The organism is Enterococcus sp. FDAARGOS_375 (genome assembly GCF_002393265.1).
GTDB lineage: Bacteria > Bacillota > Bacilli > Lactobacillales > Enterococcaceae > Enterococcus_D > Enterococcus_D innesii.
This window is the reverse complement of sequence record NZ_CP023515.1, coordinates 1,313,313-1,333,609: the sequence shown is the minus strand read 5'-3', so window position 1 is coordinate 1,333,609 and position 20,297 is coordinate 1,313,313. Positions and strand designations below refer to the sequence as shown.

Annotated in this window: 16 protein-coding genes and 1 pseudogene; 13 read left to right on the top strand and 4 right to left on the bottom strand. The window is 37.6% G+C overall.

What is annotated here, in order from left to right:
* The 9 genes from CO692_RS07455 (at position 1) to CO692_RS07415 (ending at position 9,634) form a co-directional block, all read left to right on the top strand.
* Entirely contained in the window at positions 1 to 825 is an 825-nt protein-coding gene (locus tag CO692_RS07455) for a carbohydrate ABC transporter permease (RefSeq protein ID WP_002320610.1), read from the top strand.
* 25 nt (positions 826 to 850) lie between these two features.
* Positions 851 to 1,456, top strand: coding sequence for a hypothetical protein (locus CO692_RS07450; RefSeq protein WP_002320611.1), 606 nt, complete (start codon positions 851 to 853; stop codon positions 1,454 to 1,456).
* The gene (locus CO692_RS07445; protein WP_002372637.1) at positions 1,449 to 3,671 is read left to right on the top strand and encodes an alpha-galactosidase; all 2,223 of its coding nucleotides are present in this window, start codon (positions 1,449 to 1,451) and stop codon (positions 3,669 to 3,671) included. The genes CO692_RS07450 and CO692_RS07445 overlap by 8 nt, the downstream gene beginning before the upstream one ends.
* 87 nt (positions 3,672 to 3,758) lie before the next feature.
* Entirely contained in the window at positions 3,759 to 4,472 is a 714-nt protein-coding gene (locus tag CO692_RS07440) for a GntR family transcriptional regulator (RefSeq protein WP_003128923.1), read from the top strand.
* 130 nt (positions 4,473 to 4,602) lie between these two features.
* Positions 4,603 to 5,487, top strand: a complete 885-nt coding sequence (locus CO692_RS07435) for an ROK family protein (RefSeq protein WP_002372641.1) — start codon at positions 4,603 to 4,605, stop codon at positions 5,485 to 5,487.
* Entirely contained in the window at positions 5,487 to 6,464 is a 978-nt protein-coding gene (locus CO692_RS07430) for an acetylxylan esterase (RefSeq protein ID WP_002372643.1), read from the top strand. The genes CO692_RS07435 and CO692_RS07430 overlap by 1 nt, the downstream gene beginning before the upstream one ends.
* A gap of 6 nt (positions 6,465 to 6,470) precedes the next feature.
* Positions 6,471 to 7,859, top strand: coding sequence for a glycoside hydrolase family 1 protein (locus CO692_RS07425; protein WP_002372645.1), 1,389 nt, complete (start codon positions 6,471 to 6,473; stop codon positions 7,857 to 7,859).
* Positions 7,860 to 8,412: 553 nt separating this feature from the next.
* The gene (locus CO692_RS07420) at positions 8,413 to 8,859 is read left to right on the top strand and encodes an organic hydroperoxide resistance protein (RefSeq protein WP_002372647.1); all 447 of its coding nucleotides are present in this window, start codon (positions 8,413 to 8,415) and stop codon (positions 8,857 to 8,859) included.
* A gap of 85 nt (positions 8,860 to 8,944) precedes the next feature.
* Positions 8,945 to 9,634 carry a Crp/Fnr family transcriptional regulator gene (locus CO692_RS07415; protein WP_002372649.1) on the top strand — a complete coding sequence of 230 codons (690 nt, stop codon included), beginning with the start codon at positions 8,945 to 8,947 and terminating at the stop codon, positions 9,632 to 9,634.
* Positions 9,635 to 9,678: 44 nt separating this feature from the next.
* Here CO692_RS07415 and CO692_RS07410 read toward each other — a convergent pair whose 3' ends face one another.
* From CO692_RS07410 to CO692_RS07400, 3 genes are all read right to left on the bottom strand, one after another.
* The gene (locus tag CO692_RS07410) at positions 9,679 to 9,870 is read right to left on the bottom strand and encodes a helix-turn-helix domain-containing protein (RefSeq protein WP_002372651.1); all 192 of its coding nucleotides are present in this window, start codon (positions 9,868 to 9,870) and stop codon (positions 9,679 to 9,681) included.
* Positions 9,871 to 9,945: 75 nt separating this feature from the next.
* On the bottom strand, positions 9,946 to 10,332 hold the full coding sequence (locus CO692_RS07405; protein WP_033623896.1) for a sigma-70 family RNA polymerase sigma factor: 387 nt from the start codon (positions 10,330 to 10,332) through the stop codon (positions 9,946 to 9,948).
* 58 nt (positions 10,333 to 10,390) lie between these two features.
* Entirely contained in the window at positions 10,391 to 10,852 is a 462-nt protein-coding gene (locus CO692_RS07400; RefSeq protein WP_002372656.1) for a hypothetical protein, read from the bottom strand.
* Positions 10,853 to 11,078: 226 nt separating this feature from the next.
* Between CO692_RS07400 and CO692_RS07395 the strand changes: the two genes are divergently transcribed.
* The 4 genes from CO692_RS07395 to CO692_RS07380 all read left to right on the top strand — a co-directional run bounded on the left by CO692_RS07395 (position 11,079) and on the right by CO692_RS07380 (position 19,030).
* Positions 11,079 to 17,003: a Rib/alpha-like domain-containing protein gene (locus tag CO692_RS07395; protein ID WP_226818278.1), complete on the top strand. Its 5,925-nt coding sequence runs from the start codon at positions 11,079 to 11,081 to the stop codon at positions 17,001 to 17,003.
* A 139-nt stretch (positions 17,004 to 17,142) separates the two neighbouring features.
* Positions 17,143 to 17,808, top strand: a complete 666-nt coding sequence (locus tag CO692_RS07390; protein ID WP_025186884.1) for a TetR/AcrR family transcriptional regulator — start codon at positions 17,143 to 17,145, stop codon at positions 17,806 to 17,808.
* The gene (locus tag CO692_RS07385; protein WP_002372659.1) at positions 17,798 to 18,415 is read left to right on the top strand and encodes a TetR/AcrR family transcriptional regulator; all 618 of its coding nucleotides are present in this window, start codon (positions 17,798 to 17,800) and stop codon (positions 18,413 to 18,415) included. The genes CO692_RS07390 and CO692_RS07385 overlap by 11 nt, the downstream gene beginning before the upstream one ends.
* A gap of 237 nt (positions 18,416 to 18,652) precedes the next feature.
* Positions 18,653 to 19,030, top strand: a complete 378-nt coding sequence (locus tag CO692_RS07380) for a lipoprotein (protein WP_002372660.1) — start codon at positions 18,653 to 18,655, stop codon at positions 19,028 to 19,030.
* Positions 19,031 to 19,057: 27 nt separating this feature from the next.
* Here CO692_RS07380 and CO692_RS07375 read toward each other — a convergent pair.
* Positions 19,058 to 20,248: pseudogene (locus CO692_RS07375) on the bottom strand (IS256-like element ISLgar5 family transposase).
* Between the last annotated feature and the right edge of the window lie 49 nt (positions 20,249 to 20,297).

Below are 20,297 nucleotides of genomic sequence, written 5' to 3'. Positions count from 1 at the left end.
ATGAAAAGACAATTTTCTATCGGACGTATACTTCAATATTTGATTTTGATTATCGGGGCAGTGGTTGCCGTACTACCAATCCTGGTAGTTTTTATTGGCTCTTTCAAATCCAATAATGAATTTTTGTCTACCAGTGTCTTGTCGCTACCAAAGTCATTGGACTTTAGTAATTACAAAACTGCGTTTATCAATGGTCAGATGTTGACAGGTTTTAAAAATACGTTGCTTATTTTTTCAATTAGTATGGTAGGTAAGCTTTTGTTAGGCTCGATGTTTGCCTATGTTATGAGCCGTTTTGATTTTAAACTGAAAAAGCCGATTATGGCTTTGTTTATGATGGCAATGTTGATTCCTGGCATTACTAGTCAAGTAGCGACGTTCCAAATCATTGAAGGAATTGGCTTGTTCAACACGATTTGGTCAGTTATTTTACTAAATTTGGGAACAGATGTGATTTCCATCTATGTTTTTTTGCAATACTTAGATGAAATCCCAGTCTCTCTAGACGAATCGGCCTATTTGGACGGGGCCAACTATTTTGGTATCTTTTGGCGGATTATTTTACCGAACTTAAAGGCACCTATTGTCACTATGCTAATCATCAGCGGTGTGGGTGTTTACAATGATTTCTATAATCCATTCTTGTATATGCCCGATCGTAAACTAAAAGTGATCTCCACGGCACTCTTTGCATTCAAAGGCCCTTATGGAACCAACTGGCCAGTGATCTTAGCCGGGGTAATTATTGTTATTTTACCGATTTTGGTTGTCTTCTTGGCTTTGCAAAAATACATTTACAATGGTGTTGCTGGTTCTGTGAAATAAGCTTACCGGAAAAGGAGGGTTACTGGTGACCGAGAAGTCCAGTAAATTAGTAGTTGCAGTGGAATTACTCTATGTCCTAGTAAAGTGTTCCTTGCATTTTTGGGGCTGGTTAGTCACTGGTGGCTTTATTTATGGCTGGGTTAGTAGCCATAAAAAGTTAGTTTTTTGTGTCGACCATCCAGAAGCCTTACAAGAAAAGCTCTGTCGACTAACCAAGAAGCTACCACCTACGAAACTGTGCGAAAAAGTGCTATCTGTGGGCGTATTTTTGTCCTTGGCGATCTTTTTATCTGGTGCGTGGCTCGGTAGCACTTCACTAGGCTTGTTTTTTAAAGTTACTGGGGGATTATCTTTGCTTCTTTTCTTACTCTATAATGCACACTGGGTCTTGGGAACAGCGACGTATGACGAAATGAAGGAAGCTCCTGTTGCTATTGGGTATCAGCTATTACTTCAGACATTACGACCCAGTTTGCTAAATGGCTTCATCTTGGGGACCTATGCCTTTTGGATCCTATTATTGCTGGTCAGTCCCTTGCTGTTTTTCTTGGTGGCTCCTGGCGGAGTGGCCTATTTACTGAAAAAAGGCTCGCAAAAATTTCGTGAAATGGAAGGAATAAATCATGATTAGTGTCAATCCTGAAAGAAGAGAGTTTCACCTAAAAAATCAGAACATTAGTTATATTTTTCGGGTAATGGAAGAGTTAGACGTCTTGGAACAACTCTATTTTGGAAGTAGTATTCCTATTTATGATCAATATGATTTTTTGATTGAAAGAGAAATACGTCCCGCTAACAACCAAATCAAGCAAAACTACACTACTTCGTTGGAACATATCAAACAAGAAGTGGGCCTCTATGGTACCACTGATTTTCGCTATCCCATGCTACGGGTACGCTATCCAAAAGGAGATCGTATTAGTCACTTTACCTATCAACACTATCGGATTGAATTAGGAAAACAGGCACTTTCTGGCTTGCCTGGCAGTTTTGGTGAAGCGGGGGAGACTTTAATTATCACCTTGCAAGATCGTTATTCACCTTTGCAAGTCGAGCTTTACTATACCTTGTTTGGTGAAGAATCTGTAGTGACCAGACAAATGAAGATCATCAATCCTAGTGAGACGACCTTTGAGTTATTGGACTGTCTGAGTTTTAATCTGGATCTTCCAAATCAGCACTATGATTGGCTACACTTGGATGGAGCTTGGGCGAGAGAAACCCAGATTAGTAGAAATTCCATTGCTTATGGTGTGCAAGAAGTCGCCAGTACTCGTGGAGCCAGCAGTCATGTCCACAATCCTTTTATGGCTGTTTGTGAGTCCAATGCGACGGAAGAACAAGGAAAGGTCTATGGCTTTAGCTTAATTTATAGTGGCAATTTTGTGGCACGTTTGCAGCTGGATACTTATGACATTTTGCGAATTCAAATGGGTATCAATCCTTTTGAATTTGCTTGGCAATTAACTCCAAAAAGCACATTTTTGACACCGGAAGCAGTACTGGTGTATAGTGAGGCCGGTTTTAATGGTATGAGTCAAAGCTTCCATCATTTTTTCCAAGAGCACTTGATATCACCTCGCTGGTCTCATAAGCAACGACCTGTTTTAATCAACAATTGGGAAGCCACTTATTTTGATTTTGACAGTGAGAAATTATTACAAATCGCTGAAAAAGCAGCAGCAATCGGTGTGGATCTGTTTGTGTTGGATGACGGCTGGTTTGGTACTCGGAATAGTGATAACGGCTCTTTAGGTAATTGGCAGGTACAGCTAGCCAAAATACCAGAGGGGATCTCTGCCTTTGCGACGAAAATCAATCAATTAGGTTTGGAATTTGGGCTGTGGTTTGAACCCGAAATGATTTCTACGGATACACCCTTGTATGAGATGCACCCTGAGTGGGTAATTGGTAATTCTGAGAAGCAAATCTCTCATGGACGGAATCAGTTTGTCTTGGATTTTAGCAACCCAGAAGTGGTGGAGACAATTTTCCAGCAAATCGATTGCGTTCTTGCTTGTGGCAAAATTACATACCTGAAATGGGATATGAATCGTTATATTTCAGAACCATTTTCCAATTACCTCGCCGATGGTAATCAAGGAGAGTTGTTCCATCGCTACATTTTAGGTGTTTATGACCTGTATGAAAAAATCTTAGCAAAATACCCCGATTTGTTGATTGAATCCTGCGCTGGTGGCGGTGGCCGTTTTGATCCTGGGTTACTCTACTATGCACCCCAGACTTGGGCCAGTGATGATACTGATGGGGTCGAACGCTTGAAAATTCAATACGGGGCTTCGATGGTTTACCCATTAGCTAGTATCGGTAGTCATTTGTCACAGATTCCCAATCATCAAGTAGGGCGTTCGCCAGGACTGACTTTTCGTAATCAGGTAGCGATGTTTGGTACTTATGGTTTGGAGTTGGATATTACGAGGATGTCAGATGTAGAGCTACAACAGGTAAAAGCAGCGATTGCCACCTTTAAAGAATACCGAGAATTGATCCACGAGGGGCGTTTTTATCGTCTCAATAGTCCTTTTGATAATACCCAGTGTAGTTGGATGGTAGTTTCAAAAGATTTGAGTGAAGCTTTGGTGGCGGATTATCAAGTGTTGGGTAAACCGAATCCGGCTTATCGTCGTTTATTATTGGCCGGTTTAGATTTGGAAGCTAATTATCAAATCAATCAACTGCCACAATTACGTTCCGGTAAGGATCTTTCTAGCATTGGCTTGATTATGGGTGGCAACTATGTCGGTCGAGCAAAAGACTATTGGTCCCGTCAATTGCCGGGGGATTATGCGTCTCAACTGTATCATTTACGACGAGTAGATAAATAATTTCAAAAGGACAGTGGCTGGCTATTTCCATTCGGTAGCAGATAGGATAAGATATTAGGATAAGCCATAAGTGGAGGTAACATGACGATGAAAAAATATATCCTTATTTCCAGTGATATCCGTAAGAAGATACTGGAAGGTGTATATCAAGCAAATCAACAAATTCCCTTCGAAAAAGATCTTTGTGTGGAATATGACGCTAGTAAGATGACGGTGAAAAAGGCCTTAGATATGTTAGTGTCAGAGGGATTGATTATCAAACGTCGTGGATCCGGTACTTTTGTCAAGGATTTGGCGACCGATGAAATAGAACGAATTGCGGTGGCTAATCAGTTTCGTGGGACGACTGCTCTCAATCCAGGAAAAGAAGTTAAAAGTAAAGTTTTGGAGTTTAAGGTAATAGAAGCGGATAACTTGGTAAAAAATAAATTAAATATGCAGGAAGATACTTTCGTGTATGATATTTATCGGGTGCGTCACATTGATGGCAAGCCGTTGGTTATGGAAAAAATGTACATGCCTATCGATTTGATTCCTGGTTTGAAAAAAGCCAATATTGAAGGGTCCATTTATGAATATATTGAAGAAGATCTCGGTTTGAAAATCCAAAGTGGGCATCGACGCGTCAGTGTCCGAAAGGCGACTGAAATCGAACAACAGTATCTAGAATTGGATTCGGGAGATCCGGTGGCAGTGGCAGAGCAAATTGCTTATTTTGATACAGGCATCGCTTTTGAGTACTCCATTTCAGTTCATCGTTATGATAGTTTTTCGGTGGAGTTTGTCTTAACGAGAGAATAAGTAAGCGGAAAAATCCTCTTTCCGCTTTTTATTTTGATTTTCAAATTTTAAAAGTATATACCTAAAAATAAATAACTACTTACAATGAAAATTAGTGTAGGTAAGTAGACTGAGAAAGTAGGGGGAATTCTTGAGTATTTTAGCAATTGATATTGGGGGTACGAGTATCAAATATGCTCTGTGGGCAGCAGAAGCCTTGACCGAAAAAGGTTCCTTTGTGACACCCGTGACTTGGGAGCAAATGAAGATGGACCTAAAAGCCACTTTGCATAATTTAACCAGTTGTAGTCAGACACCGATTGAAGCGGTGTCGATCAGTGTACCCGGAGCAGTGGACAGTGATCAGGGGATTATCGGGGGCTACAGTGCGATCCCCTATATTCATAAAATTCATTTTGTTGCAGAATTAGAGGAGTTATTGGAAAAACCTGTCTTTGTGGAAAATGATGCCAATTGTGCAGGGTTAGCAGAAGCCTTTTATGGTGCTGCCAAAGATGCCAAAAGTTCAGTTTCTTTCATCATTGGATCGGGAATCGGTGGAGCCGTGGTGTTGGAGCGGAAACTAGTCAAGGGGCATAACTTATTTGGAGGCGAATTTGGCTACATGTTGGCGGAAAATGGACAAACGTTAAGTGAGTTAGCCAGCCCTGTTCATGCTGCAAAGCGCTATTGCGAACAGAAAGGTTTGGTATCAGGTATTACAGGTCGAGAACTATTTGATATTGCTGACACTGGAGATCAATTGGCTCAACAAGAAGTTCAACAATTGTTCCGAGCCTTGGCGATTGGTATTTATAATGTTTGCTTGGTCATCGATCCTGAAGTAGTCTGTATCGGTGGTGGCATATCAATGCGCAAAGATCTATTGGCTCCGGTAAAAGCCCAATTATGTTTGTTACAACAACATCATCATTCAGAGGACCAACGAATTACTGTGAAGATTTGTCAGTTTCAACAAGATGCTAATCTGATAGGAGCAGTGGCAAACTATCACTTACGAAAGGAGCAAGTTTAATGTATGCAATAGATGCAAAAAAAAGGTGGCAAAACTATCAAGGGAGTCAGCGAAAGCCTGCTGATTTTGAAGCTTTTTGGCAGGCAGGGTTTCAAGAGGTAGATGATTTGGGGACAGACTATCATTTAGAGCCTCATCCCTTGAATTCTTCAGTAGCAGAAGCATTTGATTTAACTTTTACAGGTGTTCAAGGAGCCACCGTCCATTGTCAACTCATTCGGCCTAAACGTCTGCAAAAAAAGTCTCCCCTCTTGCTTCAATTTCATGGGTATCACTCAGATGCTGGGGATTGGTCAGACAAGGTCGCTATGGCTGCTGAAGGCTTTTGGGTAGTGGCACTCGATGTTAGAGGACAAGGTGGTTTGTCAGAAGATGTGGGATTGACCACGAAAACCAGTCTGAAAGGGCATATAATCCGGGGAGTGGAGTCTGGACCAAATGATTTATTTTATCGAAGTGTGTTTCTCGATATTTACCAGTTGACTCGGCTAATGGTAGCAGAACCCCAAGTGGATACCAGCCAACTGTATACCTATGGTGCGTCACAAGGAGGAGCTTTGGCGTTGATTTGTGCGGCTGTTGCTCCGGAAATCAAGGAATCTTTTGTTTGTTATCCGTTCCTAAGTGATTATCGCGAAGCTTATCGCTTAGATGTAGAAAACTCCGCCTATGAAGAGTTGGCTTATTGGTTTCGCTTTAAAGACCCCTTGCACCAACGAGAAGAAGCTTTCTTTGAAACATTGGATTACATTGATTTGCAATACTTTGCTCCTTGGATCAAAGGGAAGGTGCATTGGGCAATTGGCCTTGCAGATACAGTCTGTCCACCGAAAACCCAGTTTGCTGTGTACAATCAGCTAAGTAGCGCAGCTGACAAAGAAATGCTATTTTATCCAGAGTATGGCCATGAATACTTGCCAAAATTTGGCGATCATATGCGGCAGTGTTTAGCCGACGTTTTGAGAGAAAAGGAGTAGAATGCTATGTTGACATTTCCAAAAGATTTCTGGTGGGGTGCAGCCACATCTGGTCCCCAATCAGAAGGCCGTTTTCAAAAGAAACATGCCAATATGTTTGATCATTGGTACGATATTGAACCTGAAGTTTTTTATGACCGAGTGGGGCCAGATATGGCTTCGAACTTTTACAATAGCTACCGAGAAGATATCGCATTGATGAAGCAAACGGGATTGAATTCCCTTCGCACCTCGATTCAATGGACCCGTCTCATCAAGGATTTGGAAACCAATGAAGTGGATCCAGTGGGTGTTGCTTTTTACAATAATGTGATTGATGAGTTCCTCTCTCAAGGTATCCGACCGATTTTTAACCTCCATCATTTTGATTTGCCAGTGGAGCTTTACCATAAATATGGCGGTTGGGAATCGAAGAAAGTTGTCGATTTGTTTGTGGGATTTGCTGAACAATGTTTTGCTTTGTTTGGTGACCGTGTGAAAGACTGGGTGACCCACAATGAGCCGATGGTGGTAGTAGATGGGGAGTACTTGTTCCAATTTCATTATCCAAAATTGGTGGATGGCAAGAAAGCAGTACAAGTGGCATACAATTTAAATCTCGCTTCCGCTAAGGTCATGGCGAAGTTTCGCGAAATGGGTCAACCACAAGCTGGTGGCCGGATTGGTACCGTGTTAAACTTGACGCCAACTTACGCAGCTTCAGATGCTGAAGCAGATCAAGAGGCAGCCCGAATTGCCGAACTGTGGAACAATAAAATGTTTCTCGACCCAGCCATCAAAGGGGAATTTCCTGTGGAATTGCTAGAATTGCTGACTAAGGATGGGGTATTGTGGCAGTCAACTGCTGATGAGTTAGCTTTGATTAAGGAAAATACTGTTGATTTTATCGGAGTGAATTTCTATCATCCAAACCGGGTCAAGACACCTGACATTGCTCCAAATTCAGTGGGTGCCTGGATGCCTGATCGTTATTATGATGCATATCAAATGCCTGGCCGTCGCATGAATATTGACAAAGGTTGGGAAATCTATCCCAAAGCAGTGTATGACATTGCCATCAATATTCGCGATAATTATGGCAATCTACCTTGGTTTGTTTCTGAAAATGGCATGGGGGTTTCTCGGGAAGAACGCTTTATGGATGAAAAAGGGCAAATTCTAGACGATTACCGCATAGAATTTATCAAAGAGCATCTCCAATGGTTGCATAAAGGGATTGAAGAAGGTTCCAACTGCTTTGGCTACCATCTATGGACTCCTATCGATTGCTGGTCCTGGAGCAATGCCTACCGTAACCGCTACGGCTTAATCGCTAATGATATTCACACTCAGATTAAGACGATTAAGAAATCTGGGGAATGGTTTAAGACATTGGCGGAGAATAATGGTTTTTAAGAAGATTTAGGAGGGAGGAGTGAATTTGTTTTCAAAAACTCCTTTGTGTTGGAGTAAATGGAAAATCTGAACGAACAATAGGGTTTATTGATGAAAAGTCATTCTAGTTTCTTCAGTGCTTTGTCAAATGGTGTTGTTTTGACCAAATCACACTTTAGGAAATGCTTTGGCATTTCCTTTTTTGATGTACCCTGCACGGGTAGCAACTTTGTAGCTGATGGAATCTGAAGGAAACCTAAAGCAAAAAATTATATCATAGTTCATCCATTTTATAACTAAATCAAATATCATTCGAATTCAAGGAACAGTGGATGTGTTTATTGCGATAGGTGGTTCTTTTGGAGGCGCAATAATAGCTTTGTTAATATTTATTTACCTTAACAAAAAGACCAATAAACATAGCTAATAAAGTTCAAGTAAAGAGATATACTGCATCCAACGATATTTTTTCATAAAGTTATTCTTAACTTTATGATTCTTGATTTAGATCAATGCCAACACCAACTTTATTTCCTAAAATAGGACCATAAAAGTGAAAAGGAGTGACTTCAATATGTCAGATTACAAAAAAATTTACGAAACAACAGCGACTAATACCGGTGGCCGTGATGGAGTGAGCTATTTAAATGATGGATCATTTGAAGTGAAGATTTCTACACCTAAAGAAATGGGAGGATCTGGGAGTGGAGTAAACCCAGAACAATTATTTGCTTTAGGATACAGTGCTTGTTTTCACGGGGCATTAGAAATTGTTAAGGGTCAACGTAAAATTCATCAATCTTCACAAGTTACACATACAGTAAAATTATACAAAAAGCCAGACGATGTGGACTTTAAATTAAGTGCTGAGATTCAAGTTGCAATTCAAGATTTAGATTTAGAAGAAGTTCAAAAAATTGCTGAAGAAGCGCATAAAGTTTGTCCATATTCTAAAGCAGTAAAGGATTCCATTGAAGTTTCAGTACGCGCTGTTCTTTATGATGCAGATAAAGAAAAATAAGTATAGAAAATCGTTCACTGATGATATTACATGAGTGAACGTTTTTTTATGCTATACTAACCACAAAAAGAGGAGTAGTAAGAACATGATTGATTTCACAAAATATGATCATTGTATAAGTACAATGCCTTTATTTCAGGGATTGTCCCTCACTGAAATTCAATTTATCCAAAGTGATATTACAGAACAAGCTTTTTCTGCAGGACAGTTTATCTATCAAGCAGAAGATATACTTGAATCTCTTTATCTTATTCAAGAAGGAAAAGTAAAAGTTTATCGCTTAGGTTCTTCAGGTAAAGAACAGGTGATTCGTATTTTAGAACAGGGTGATTTTGTGGGCGAGCTGGCATTATTTGAAGAACAACATTATGGATGCTTTATAGAAGCAATATCACCAACTAAAGTATGTACCATTCAAAAGGACAACTTTAAGCGGATTTTACTATCGCATCCCCAAATAGCTCTAGAACTTTTATCAGAAATGGCGAGACGTCTTGATAATACAGAACGATTAACTGCAGGAATCACGACTGAAAGAGCAGAAACACGCTTAATTCAGTATTTGTTAGAAGAAAATATAAAGCAAAATACAGAGCAGATAAAATTGGAAACTACGAAAAAAGAACTTGCTTCTTATTTAGGGATGACTCCAGAAACACTTAGTAGATATTTAACAAAACTCACTAGGAATAATCTAATAAAGCAGCCAATTCCTAATATAATCGAGTTAACAAATGTAACTGAATTGAAAAATTTAATGGATAAGGTGAGGTAGATAAGAAGAAAGGGAGAAGCAAAATGCATCTCCCCAAAATGAGCTTATTCCTTGATTTCAAATTTTGAAATTGCTAGATAGACTGCAATCATACATTCTTGATAACAATCTTGATCGTATTTTCCGTTTCTCCACGATTTTTTGTGCATCAACGAGCTGAATCTTTTAAGAATGGCTTCAATGGCTTCTTCATTTCCAGCTTTTGCTAAAATAAAATCTTCTTTCAGTGTATTCATAGACCATCTTCCTTTCCATAAATTTAAATATTATTTATGGGAGGTGGTCGTATTAAAAGTGAAATCGAGTAAGTTTTAAATAAGCAATTCTTGGAATTTTTTATAAAGACGGTGCTTTAGGTTAGTAGTCCCTTGTCTTGTAATACCTAAAGATTCTCCAATCTCTTTATCTGTCTTCTCAAAAATAAATTTTTCAACAAGAAATATCTGTTCTTTTTCTTTTAATAAAGGAATAATCTCAGCTAATTGAGCATCTTCAACTAGAAAAGTTACATTTAAAATGGTAACAGGTTGCTTGATTTTGATTTTATTTTCAGTAAAGAAATGTTGAGGGAATTGATCGAATTGTTCGTGGTCACTTATTTTTTTCTGCTTTTTAAAATAGGAATTTGCAGTATTCTCAATGACCTTTTCAAAAAAACGAATAAGTTGGGCATTCACGCGTTCATCATTTTCTGACATCCTACTCACTTCTTCCAATAAAATTTAAAAGGAGAAGGAACAGAAAGCGTGAAAGAAGCTAATGCAATCTATACTGCCAATAACCTCTATAAGCTCTTTCTACATTGATGCTACTATCAATGTTTATTCTGGGAAGAATATTATGAGTTAAGTTTTCGTAGGAAATGCTTAATCCATGATCATTAGTTAAAATTTTGAAGATTTCTTTATTTGATAGTGGGCGGCCGGCACCCTTTAAAATTGAAGCAATGGTTAAACTGATAGTCGAGTATGCAATCGATTGTTTATTCTTATTGGTTCGTTCACTAATATATAGTTGATGTTGTGCCTCTTTAGAGATGGTCGCTGATGATTTCCTAGCAAAATCTTTATTTTTGTTTGAATTTTCGTGTGATTCCATACTATCTAAGGTAAAAAGTCGAGATTTTAACTCATAATAATCTTTACTAAGGTTCCTCCTTTCCTCAAGTATCATTCTCATTTGTGTATAAATTGCATCTTTTTCTTCTTCTAGTTTCATCTTCTTCTCCTTTCATAATTAACAACGAATAAAAAGCATGAATGGACACAAAAGAAATATTTTTTTAGAAGAAATAAAAAGTGAACGTTCATATTGAAATTGTTTTAAAACTATTCTAATATATATTATATGACGAAGCGGACTTTTTTTCCTTCTTCTGATGAAATGAACGTTCGTTTTGTTTAAGCTTCTTTCGATAAGTTTATAAACAAGGAGGATGAATAGCATGTTTTATCAAAAGAAGGAGAAGCAGTTCAAATATGCAATTAAAAAGAAAAAAGGTGGCGGTGGTGCAGCCTCTTTTATCATTGGAGCGGTATTTTTAGGAATAGGGTTAATTTCTTATCCCTCAGTAACTTTTGCTGATGAAGCAACTGAACTTAATTCGTCTAATCAAATCCAATCCAACCTAGTTAAGTCTGATTCTGAGGAAATTAATTCAGAAGAAAATCAAAACAAAAACGTCTTATCTGAGGATAGTTCTACTAAAGAAAATATAGAACTAGATACTCAAATGAGCCTTTCTGAATCAGAAAAACAGTCTGATGTAGAAAAAAGAAATCAGAAAGTCACCAATCCATCAGAAAACAATGTTAACGTGCAGACAGAAGTCCCAATTGAAATCAATTCGGAAGAGTTAACTAATAGTGATACTACTCAAGAACTTGATTCTAATTTCTATGAGGGAGATAGTACCAATACTTTAGTTGAAGAAAATGCATTGGAAAATACAGAAGAAAACGAAGAAAGTTCTACTTCAAAAGAAGAAAAAAATTTTGAATCAGTCTCCGATGTGCAAGAAGATTCGATCAATGCAGAAGAGGATGAATTAAGTAAAGAAACAGTTATTCCAAAAGAACAACAATTAGATGAAGAAGGCAGTACTACTACACCAGAGGATAATACTTCATCACCATTAGTACAAAATCCTTCAAGTAGAAGTATTGATGAACAAAGTGAGGATGTATATTTAGCTGATTGGTCATTCCCAGATAATTATAAAATCGTTAAACGATTAATTACGCAAACGGGAATTACGTATGTAGGAGTAAGTCAGGACGATCCAACACAACTTCATCTAAAAATGGCTTATAGATCAGCAGCAACACCTGTTTCTATAGATTGGATTTATCTTCGTATAGATCCAGAATTAGCAAAATATATTGAAGAAATCAATATAAAAAATACTGTAAATATTGGTGCACAAGTTGGTTATCAACGTTATTTTGAAAAAGTGGATGCTAATTCGTTAAGTGGTGTGAATACTTTTGGAAATCAAACAGGCATAAGCGATGCATACGCACAAGTAGATCAATCAACTGGAGCAATCTATCGTGTTTTATTAGACAAATTTTTTACTCGCATCCCAGGCACAAAACCTAAGGATCGTGGAGCACTATCTGGTAACTGGGGAGTATTTCCATCAACACCTTTGGAAGCTGAAAGATATGAAGCAAATATCTTTATAAAATTATCAAAAGATGTGACAGAGTTACAGCAAGAACTTGGAAGAGATAAATTTGGCGTTCAGCTTCGCTTGCAAGGTCAATCAAGTTCTGGTGTTGTAAATATTGCTAAAGAAAGTTTAAATAAAAATACTATTATTGATCTTTCACAAGAGGAACCAGATGTAAATAATTCAAACTGGCTAAATTCGCCATCTGTACACACAATTACTACTACCTATGAAGGAAAACAAATGGGTAGTGATGGTCAATTTAGTAATGTTCTGGAAGGAACTGATAAAAGTCTGATCAGAGTTCAAAATACTATTATGAATAATCTTTTATATGGAACAGCTCTTGATTTAGGACGACCTGTTTCATTTAATATCGAAATTGATCCGCAAATTTTGAATCTTGTTTCAGATGATGACTTTATTACTATCTGGCAGGTATATAGAGAAAATAATATTGAACACCATGATGGTGGATCTAATAAGCCAGTTATGTTGAAGAAAAGTATGTTTGTTGATAATAAAATCAAAATTGAAGTCAACAAAGATAAAGCTGGTCAGTATGAAAACGGAGTTTACTACGTTAATGCGGTTGAGAGCTTTATGAATACGTTGAGTTCTTCACCATTTGTTGGTGCAAATTTTATTGATATTCCTGTTATGCCTAAGCCTTTAGTTGAAGACGAGGATCAATTAGTATCCGCGGGGATAAGAACGTGGTTCACGGATTATAAAAATCGACAAGAACGAGTGGTTAGAAATTCACTTGCCTCAAGCTACGTTAATTTATTTCCTACTACCATCAATTTTTATGACTATTCAACAAAAGATACAGAACATCCATTGAAGTTGCGTGAATCAGCATACTTGGTTTCTACTTTTGGTCAAGAAATTAACGGAATGGATATGGGTAACTCTTACGAAATTAGTAACTACGAGTTTGTGACGGCTGATCCCGAAGAATTAACCATTACACAGCAAGATGGAAATATTATTAACTTGTATTACAATCGGATTTCTAGTGATGCTGATTTTTATGAACCAATTGTAGAAAAAGAAGAAGTAGATTATGGAGGAGTAGTTGATTTAACAGATAATGTTACGAACTTAGATGAGTTGCCAACTGGGACGGAAGTAAAAGATATCACACCAGAAGGTGTCATTGATACCACCCAACCAGGTGAATATGAAGGAACAATTGAAATTACGTATCCAGATGGAACGAGTGAAACAATTAAAGTTCCAGTGGAAGTAGTGGACAATCGCAGTGATGTCGATAAATATGAACCAGTCGTTGAAAAAGAAGAGGTCAACTACGGGGGAGAAGTTGATTTAACAGATAACGTTACGAACTTAGATGAGTTGCCAACTGGGACGGAAGTAAAAGATATCACACCAGAAGGTGTCATTGATACCACTCAACCAGGTGAATATGAAGGAACAATTGAAATTACGTATCCAGATGGAACGAGTGAAACAGTAAAAGTTCCAGTGGAAGTAGTAGACAATCGCAGTGACGCTGAAAAATATGAACCGGTTGTAGAAAAAGAAGAAGTGGATTATGGACAACCAATTGATCTAACGGATAATGTCACAAACTTGGATGAGTTACCAGAAGGAACAACCGTAAAAGATGTAACTTCAAATCCGATTGACACCACTCAACCAGGTGAATATGAAGGAACAATTGAAATTACGTATCCAGATGGAACGAGTGAAACAGTAAAAGTTCCAGTGGAAGTAGTGGACAATCGCAATGATGCTGAAAAATATGAACCGGTTGTAGAAAAAGAAGAGGTCAACTACGGGGGAGAAGTTGATTTAACAGATAATGTTACGAACTTAGATGAGTTGCCAACTGGGACGGAAGTAAAAGATATCACACCAGAAGGTGTCATTGATACCACCCAACCAGGTGAATATGAAGGAACAATTGAAATCACGTATCCAGATGGAACGAGTGAAACAGTAAAAGTTCCAGTGGAAGTAGTGGACAATCGCAGTGATGTCGATAAATATGAACCAGTCGTTGAAAAAGAAGAGGTCAACTACGGGGGAGAAGTTGATTTAACAGATAACGTTACGAACTTAGATGAGTTGCCAACTGGGACGGAAGTAAAAGATATCACACCAGAAGGTGTCATTGATACCACTCAACCAGGTGAATATGAAGGAACAATTGAAATTACGTATCCAGATGGAACGAGTGAAACAGTAAAAGTTCCAGTGGAAGTAGTAGACAATCGCAGTGACGCTGAAAAATATGAACCGGTTGTAGAAAAAGAAGAAGTGGATTATGGACAACCAATTGATCTAACGGATAATGTCACAAACTTGGATGAGTTACCAGAAGGAACAACCGTAAAAGATGTAACTTCAAATCCGATTGACACCACTCAACCAGGTGAATATGAAGGAACAATTGAAATTACGTATCCAGATGGAACGAGTGAAACAGTAAAAGTTCCAGTGGAAGTAGTGGACAATCGCAATGATGCTGAAAAATATGAACCGGTTGTAGAAAAAGAAGAGGTCAACTACGGGGGAGAAGTTGATTTAACAGATAATGTTACGAACTTAGATGAGTTGCCAACTGGGACGGAAGTAAAAGATATCACACCAGAAGGTGTCATTGATACCACCCAACCAGGTGAATATGAAGGAACAATTGAAATCACGTATCCAGATGGAACGAGTGAAACAGTAAAAGTTCCAGTGGAAGTAGTGGACAATCGCAGTGATGTCGATAAATATGAACCAGTCGTTGAAAAAGAAGAGGTCAACTACGGGGGAGAAGTTGATTTAACAGATAACGTTACGAACTTAGATGAGTTGCCAACTGGGACGGAAGTAAAAGATATCACACCAGAAGGTGTCATTGATACCACTCAACCAGGTGAATATGAAGGAACAATTGAAATCACGTATCCAGATGGATCAAGTGTAATTGTTGAAATCCCAGTGACCGTTAAAGATAAAGTAGACTGGGTGGACATCAATCCAATTCCAACAATTGGCGAAGATCAGATTCTACCTGAGGTAGTTCATAAAGGAGAAGAAGCTGATTTAACAGATAACATCATCAACTTACCAGAAGGAAGCACAGTAGAAGTTGTCACACCAGTGGACACAGATCAAGTTGGAGAACAAACGGGTGAAGTGAAAGTAACCTTCCCAGATGGATCAAGTGTAATTGTTGAAATCCCAGTGACTGTTAAAGATAAAGTAGACTGGGTGGACATCAATCCAATTCCAACAATTGACGAAGATCAGATTCTACCTGAGGTAGTTCATAAAGGAGAAGAAGCTGATTTAACAGATAACATCATCAACTTACCAGAAGGAAGCACAGTAGAAGTTGTCACACCAGTGGACACAGATCAAGTTGGAGAACAAACGGGTGAAGTGAAAGTAACCTTCCCAGATGGATCAAGTGTAATTGTTGAAATCCCAGTGACTGTTAAAGATAAAGTAGACTGGGTGGACATCAATCCAATTCCAACAATTGGCGAAGATCAGATTCTACCTGAGGTAGTTCATAAAGGAGAAGAAGCTGATTTAACAGATAACATCATCAACTTACCAGAAGGAAGCACAGTAGAAGTTGTCACACCAGTGGACACAGACCAAGTTGGAGAACAAACCGGTAAAGTGAAGGTAACCTTCCCAGATGGATCAAGTGTAATTATTGAAATCCCAGTGACTGTTAAAGATAAAGTAGACTGGGTGGACATCAATCCAATTCCAACAATTGACGAAGATCAGATTCTACCTGAGGTAGTTCATAAAGGAGAAGAAGCTGATTTAACAGATAACATCATCAACTTACCAGAAGGAAGCACAGTAGAAGTTGTCACACCAGTGGACACAGATCAAGTTGGAGAACAAACGGGTGAAGTGAAAGTAACCTTCCCAGATGGATCAAGTGTAATTGTTGAAATCCCAGTGACTGTTAAAGATAAAGTAGACTGGGTGGACATCAATCCAATTCCAACAATTGGCGAAGATCAGATTCTACCTGAGGTAGTTCATAAAGGAGAAGAAGCTGATTTAACAGATAACATCATCAACTTACCAGAAGGAAGCACAGTAGAAGTTGTCACACCAGTGGACACAGATCAAGTTGGAGAACAAACGGGTGAAGTGAAAGTAACCTTCCCAGATGGATCAAGTGTAATTGTTGAAATCCCAGTGACTGTTAAAGATAAAGTAGACTGGGTGGACATCAATCCAATTCCAACAATTGGCGAAGATCAGATTCTACCTGAGGTAGTTCATAAAGGAGAAGAAGCTGATTTAACAGATAACATCATCAACTTACCAGAAGGAAGCACAGTAGAAGTTGTCACACCAGTGGACACAGACCAAGTTGGAGAACAAACCGGTAAAGTGAAGGTAACCTTCCCAGATGGATCAAGTGTAATTATTGAAATCCCAGTAACCATTAAGGATAATAACAATCTATCTTCAACAAACAAACAATATCCAGTAGTACTCGATGTTGTACGCAAAAATAAAAATATCGATTTATCAAATGCTACATTGAAAGAAGATAGTATAATTTCAAAAACAGATAATAAAGTACTTCCTCAAACTGGAGAAAATGACAATTCTTTCTTTTCGATTCTTGGGATGACACTAATTAGTGTTAGCAGTTTGTTGTTTGGACTCTTTAGAAAAAAAGAAGAAAAATAACAACTAATTAAGGATAAGCAAGCAGACTTTGATTCTGCTTGCTTATTTTTTGTTTTGTTAAATAAAAAAAACGATCGTTCATTACTTTATATTTTTGTGATATACTTGAGTGAATTGAAAACTGAAGAAGGTGATAAGCATGTATACTAATGGAAGTGAAATTTTTAATCGATTGAGCTCAGAAAAACAACAATTTATTCTGAATCAAATTATTAAAGAGTTTGGTGAATCTGGATATGACAGAGTATCTATGAGGAAAATTGCTAAAAATACACAAGCTAGTATTGGATCATTGTATCAGTATTTTGGAGATAAAGAAGGGATACTAAAAATTGCAGTTGAACAAGTTTTTGTTATCTTATCTTCCTATATTGAAAAAGTTGAAAAAACTTCAATGGAATTGGAAATGCGACTGAAAGTAATGTTTGAATCTATGTGTAAAGTTGGAGAAGAACATCCTGAAGTTATTAGGTTTTACAATAAAATTCCGAGTGATAAGCGAATGATTAAAGAGTGGGTAAATCAATTTTATGGAAACAAAAGTTTTTTTACTGTCTATTGGCAGACCGTAAATGAACTACAGAAAGAAGGAAAAATAAATCCTGAGCTAGATCCAGTAACGTATACATTCATTATCGATACATTAATATTGTCTGGAGAGATATTTCATAATATTCAATATCAAGAAATCAAGACTAAAGTATTTTTAGAAGATTTGACTCAAAGCAATTTATTGTTAAAGGAGAATATTGTAGACTCATTAACTGAATTAACGAGAGAGGATAGAGCTACTCATGCAAACTAATAATGATAAAAAGGAAGAAATACTAAAAATAGCTCTAAAAAACTTCTCTGAAAATGGTTATGAAAAAACAAAACTCGCGACAATTGCTAGCGAAGCAGAAACAAGTACAACCACTATTTATAGTTTTTTTAAGATAAAACATGACTTGTTTGAGGCCGCAATTGAATATTGTCTTCGAATTATTGATAAACGACTTAAAGAAAATGCTATGAATTCCAATTCATTGGCAGAATATATTGAATTAATAATAGCGCAGGCTAAGGATTTTTCTATCAGGGAAAAATATATATTAAATTTTTATATGTTGATCACTACTAATAGTGTACCCATAAAAAACACAGAGTTAATTGAGCTTTTCGAAAAAAACAAATTTTCCTACTATACAAAGTTTTACTCACAATATAAAACTAAGGATAGATTTAAAATACTTTTCTTAGATAGCGTTTTGAATATGTATATTTGTTCTTTTTACAATGAGTTTTACAAAGAAAAATTGAAATTATACTTATCGTTGTATGATCATCAAGTAGATGCCGAAAATACGTTTGAAGCTAATCTACTTGATTATTTAAAAGCATGGATGAATGAAGAGGGCAAACAAAAGTAATTTTCTATAAAATGCAACAGAACGATGATTAAAATGAAAAGGCTTGAGGTATATCTAGTAGTGATATCTCAGGCCTTTTATTCGTTAACTTAATAACTGATTGTAAAAGGAATCAAGCTAAATGAAAATAGCAACACATAAAAACGAACGTTCATGTTTTGTTGAATTACACTAATGAGAATGCTAGTATTAAAGTGTAGAGGCAATTTTAACTATTTATGTAAAGGGGAATGCATTATGAAAAAATATCTACTAATTTTCTCAGCCTTATTCTTTCTATCTGCATGTAGTAGTGAAGAACCAAGTGCTACTAAAAATACAACGAGATCTTCAGTAGAAATCTCTACTATACATAATGTTGAGCAGGAAGAGTCAACGGAAGAATCAAATACTAAAAACTCAACCTTTGAAGAACAAGATAAATTTTTAGAAGAAACAAGTTTTTCGGGTTCAACAGAAGTAATTTTGGACAATAAAACAAAACGAATTATTCTCTGGAAAAATAATGATGAAGTCCATTACAAAACTATTTATTTAAAGAATAAAAATAAACTAAAAATTATAGATGTTCATGGAAATAATAGTGAAATTGGGAGCGTCAATAATTTTGTGTAAATGATTCTTCCCTACTGCAGATTGTTTCTAATTCTCAATCAGTTGGCTTAGCATTTGTTCAAGTTCGCCTTCGGCCTGTTGAAAGCCTTTATGACTGCGACCTAGGAATTTTTGGTTGTAAGTATCAAAAGACGAGACTAAGAAACGTTCCATCGACTCTTCGTTTTGGAACTGTTCCTTGCGGTGTCTGTATTTCTTGATTTGCTTATTAAAGGATTCAATCAAGTTCGTAGAATAAATACTCTTGCGTATGGCCAAGGGGAAATCATAGAAAGTGAGCAAGTGATCGTTCGAAAGAATCGATTCAACCACTTTTGGATAGCTGGTTTTCCATTTTTCCGCAAAAGCACCACGTGCTTCCAACGCCACCTCTTTAGATGAGGCTTGATACACCATTTTAAAATCATCACAGACTTCCTTACGATCATCGACACGCACTTTGTGACTGATATTACGGGAAACGTGTACACAACAATGTTGAAAACGAGCTTTGGGATAGAACCGACTAATCGCTCCTACCATCCCCTTTAAGCCATCCGTGATGAACAGGAGGACATTTTTCAAACCGCGCTCTTGAAGGTCCAATAAAATTTCCTCCCAAATCGTGATGGATTCAGTCGGTGCAATCGCATAGCTCAATACTTCCTTTGATCCGTCCGGGCGAATGCCAACTGCGATATGAATAGCTTCCTTGGCGACGGTTTTCCGCTTTAACGGAATATACGTTGCGTCCATATAAATAGCAGCATAACGGTCATGAAGCTCCCGCCCTTTAAACGCCGTTACCTCTTCTGTAAATGATTTTGTTATATTGGACATGGTTTGGGGCGTGTAGTAATGCCCATACATTTTCTCAATCAAGTCTGCGATTTACGACATGGTAATACCTTTTCGGAAGAGGTGAATGACGGTCTCCTCTAACGTGTCATTCGTCCGTCTATAAGCAGGAACAGTCTGTTGCTTGAACTCACCATTGCGGTCGCGCGGAATCTGGAGATGAAGTTCCCCATACTCGGTCTTGACCGTACGGTAATAGGAGCCGTTACGAGAATTACCCGTGTTAAAACCAATGCGATCATACTTTTCGTAATCTAGGAAAGCCGTTAACTCCGTTTTGAGAAGCGTATTGACTGCTTTCTCCAAATGGACACGGAATAATTCATTCAAATCGCCTTTGTTCGCTAGAGTCTTTAGAATTTCTGTAGTAAAATCGTTCATAGGGAAGTCCTCTCTTCTGTGAATGTGTTGTGGTAACTCTATTCTACAG